This is a genomic window from Variovorax sp. OV084 (assembly GCF_900111625.1).
GTDB lineage: Bacteria > Pseudomonadota > Gammaproteobacteria > Burkholderiales > Burkholderiaceae_C > Variovorax.
Genome location: NZ_FOII01000047.1, coordinates 1 through 3,066, shown reverse-complemented (window position 1 = coordinate 3,066; position 3,066 = coordinate 1). Strand labels below are relative to the sequence as shown.

Below are 3,066 nucleotides of genomic sequence, written 5' to 3'. Positions count from 1 at the left end.
TTGCACTGCGCCGCACCGCCGAGCATGTGGAAGACGACGTGCGCGGCTGGCGCGTGGAGCAATCGGGCGCTGGCGGCAACGGGCAGGGCCGCGAGCTGCAGGCCTGGAACACCTCGGGCGCGATCCTCGCCTGCGTGGGCCCGCATGAAGGCGCGGCGCAGACGGTGCGCACTGCGGCGCGGCTCGCGGGCCAGCTCAATGTGCGCTGGCATGCGGCGTATGTCGAAACGCCCAGGCTGCAGCGGCTGGCCGCGGCGGAGCGCGACCGCATTCTCGCGGTGCTGAAGCTGGCCGAGGAACTGGGCGCAGTGACTGCGGTGCTGACTGGCGTCGACGTCGCGGCGGAACTTGCCGGACAAGCCCAGCGGCTCAACTGCGCAACGCTGGTCGTGGGGCGCGCCGAACCGGCCGAAGGCTGGTTGCGATGGTGGCCTTCGGCCGTGCTGACGCGTGAACTCGCCCGCCACGCTCCAGGCCTCGACATCGTCGAGGTCGCGCGAGCCGAAAGCTCCCGGCGCATTGCGCATGGGCGCCCCGGTCGGCTTGCCGACGACAACGTGGAAGACACGGACCGGCCACGGGCGCGATGGCCCGGCTACGCCTTTACCGCGGCGATCAGCGTGGGCATCACGCTGGTTGCCATGCCGCTGTCGAATGTGCTGGAGCTGACCAACATCGTGATGCTGTTCCTGCTCGGCGTGGTCGGTTCGGCGCTGCGCTTCGGGCGTGGACCGGCGGCTTTCGCCGCGCTGCTCAACGTTGCGGCCTTCGACTATTTCTTCGTGCCGCCGCGGCTGTCCTTCAGCGTCAGCGACGTGCAGTACGTCCTGACCTTCGTCGTCATGCTCGGCGTCGGTCTGCTGGTGGGGCAGCTCACGGCCGGGCTGCGCTTCGCGGCCGGCGTGTCCGCCAGCCGCGAGCGACGGGCGCAATCGCTGTTCGAACTCACGCGCGAGCTGTCGGCTGCGCTCGAGAGCACGCAGGTCGTCGAGCTCGGAGCAGCGGCGGTCGAAGGCCATTTCGGCGGCCGTGCGCTGGTGCTGGTGACGGACGCGAACGACCGTCTCGTGATGCCGTCGCAGGCACCCAAGGGATTCGACGCCTCCGTCGCCGATTGGTCGTTTCGCCAGGGCCAGCCGGCCGGACTCGCAACCGCCACGCTGGCGGCACAACCTTGGCACTACGTGCCGCTGCAGGCGCCGATGCGCATTCGCGGCGTGCTTGCGCTGTCGCCGGCGCAGCCGCGCTGGCTGCTGATTCCCGAGCAGGCGCAGCAACTCGAGACGCTGGCGCGGCAGATCGCCATCGCGCTGGAGCGCGTGCATTACGTCGAGGTGGCCCAGCAGGCGGTGGTCGAAATGGAATCGGAGCGCCTGCGCAACGCCTTGCTCGGAGCAATTTCGCATGACGTACGCACTCCGCTCACAGCGTTGATCGCACTGGCCGAGTCGCTGCAGAACCTGCCGTCCGACGAGCACGTGGAGGCCGCTCGCGCAATCGTCTCGCAGGCACACCAGCTCCACGCGCTGGTCAGCAATCTGCTGGACATGGCGCGCCTCGAAAGCGGCATTGCCGGCGGCGCGGTGAACCTGCGGCGCGACTGGCAGTCGGTGGAAGAAGTCCTCGGGTCGGCGATCCGGGCGGCCGAACCGGCGCTGGGCGGCGTGCATGTGCAGACGGTGCTGCCGGTCGACTTGCCGCTCGTCGAGTTCGATGCCGTGCTCATCGAGCGCGTGCTCGTCAACCTGCTGGAAAACGCCGCGAAATACGGCGCGCCGCCGATCGTGGTGAGCGGCTCCGTCACCGACGCCGCCCTGGTTCTCACGGTGCGCGACCACGGGCCCGGCCTGCCCGACGTCGTGAAGGGCCATGAGCAGACGCTGTTCGACAAGTTCACGCGCGGGCAGGCGGAATCGGCCACGCCTGGCGTCGGCCTGGGTCTTGCCATCTGCAAGGCCGTGGTCAATGCACACGGCGGAGACGTGACTGCCTCGAATGCGCAGGACGGCGGCGCCGAGTTCGTCGTGACATTGCCGCGGCGGGCCCCGCCGGTATCCATGGAAGCCCAGCTCTGAAGAACATGTCCTCACACACAGCCGTTGTCATTGAAGACGAGCCGCAGATCCGGCGGTTCGTGCGCGGTGCGCTCGAAACCGAAGGCTGGCAGGTGCACGAGGCCGGCACGCTGCGCGAAGGCCTGACGGCCGCAGGAACCCGCAGGCCCGACCTGCTCGTTCTGGACCTTGGACTGCCGGACGGTGACGGCGTATCGCTCATCCTCGACGTTCGCCGCTGGTCCGCCGTGCCGATCATCGTGCTGTCGGCACGCGCCAGCGAGGCCGACAAGATCACCGCACTGGATGCCGGCGCCGACGACTATCTGACCAAGCCCTTCGGCGCCGGCGAATTGCTGGCGCGCGTGCGGGCCACGCTGCGCCGGCCGCGCCCGATCAGCGGTGCGGAGGAGGCCGAAGCCGTCTTTCGCTTCGGCGAGGTGGAGGTCGACCACGTCGCCCGGGTGGTGCGGCGCGCCGGTGTCGAAGTGCACCTCACGCCAACGGAATATCGCCTCCTGTCGGTGTTGATTGCCAACGTGGGGCGCGTGCTGACGCAACGCCAGTTGCTGATCACTGTGTGGGGTCCGGCGCAGACGGAGCAGAACCACTATCTGCGCATCTACATGGGGCATCTGCGCCAGAAACTGGAAGTGGACCCTGCGCAGCCGCGCCATCTGCTGACCGAGACGGCGGTGGGCTACAGGCTGTCCGTCTGACCAGGTCCGGCAGCGCCGGGGCATGAAGCCGCGATGAAATCTTTATGCGCGCGGAGCTACTTTTTACAAGGCTTTTATGAGGCGGCTTCTAGGCTATGCGCTTCCGTTTTTTTAACTATTGCCTCATGAAAAAAATCCCCAACAGGGCCACTTCCACCATCGCAGTCAAGCACGCGCTCGTGTTGATCTCTGCATTCGCCGCTTCGGGCGCAGCCCTGGCGCAAACAGCAACGACGGATGCCGCAGCAGCACCGGCAGCCGCTCCCGCCCCGAATCTCACGGGCAACGTGTCC

The 3,066-nt window shown here is 68.0% G+C and carries 2 protein-coding genes; both read left to right on the top strand.

The genetic code is table 11. The features are described 5' to 3' along the window. Nucleotides 1-2,075, top strand: a 2,075-nt coding sequence (locus tag BMW87_RS34515) for a DUF4118 domain-containing protein (RefSeq protein ID WP_093083087.1), incomplete at its 5' end; no start/stop codon positions are given. A 5-nt stretch (nucleotides 2,076-2,080) separates the two neighbouring features. Further along, nucleotides 2,081-2,773 carry a two-component system response regulator KdpE gene (gene kdpE, locus BMW87_RS34510; RefSeq protein WP_093060147.1) on the top strand — a complete coding sequence of 231 codons (693 nt, stop codon included), beginning with the start codon at nucleotides 2,081-2,083 and terminating at the stop codon, nucleotides 2,771-2,773. Nucleotides 2,774-3,066 lie beyond the last annotated feature (293 nt).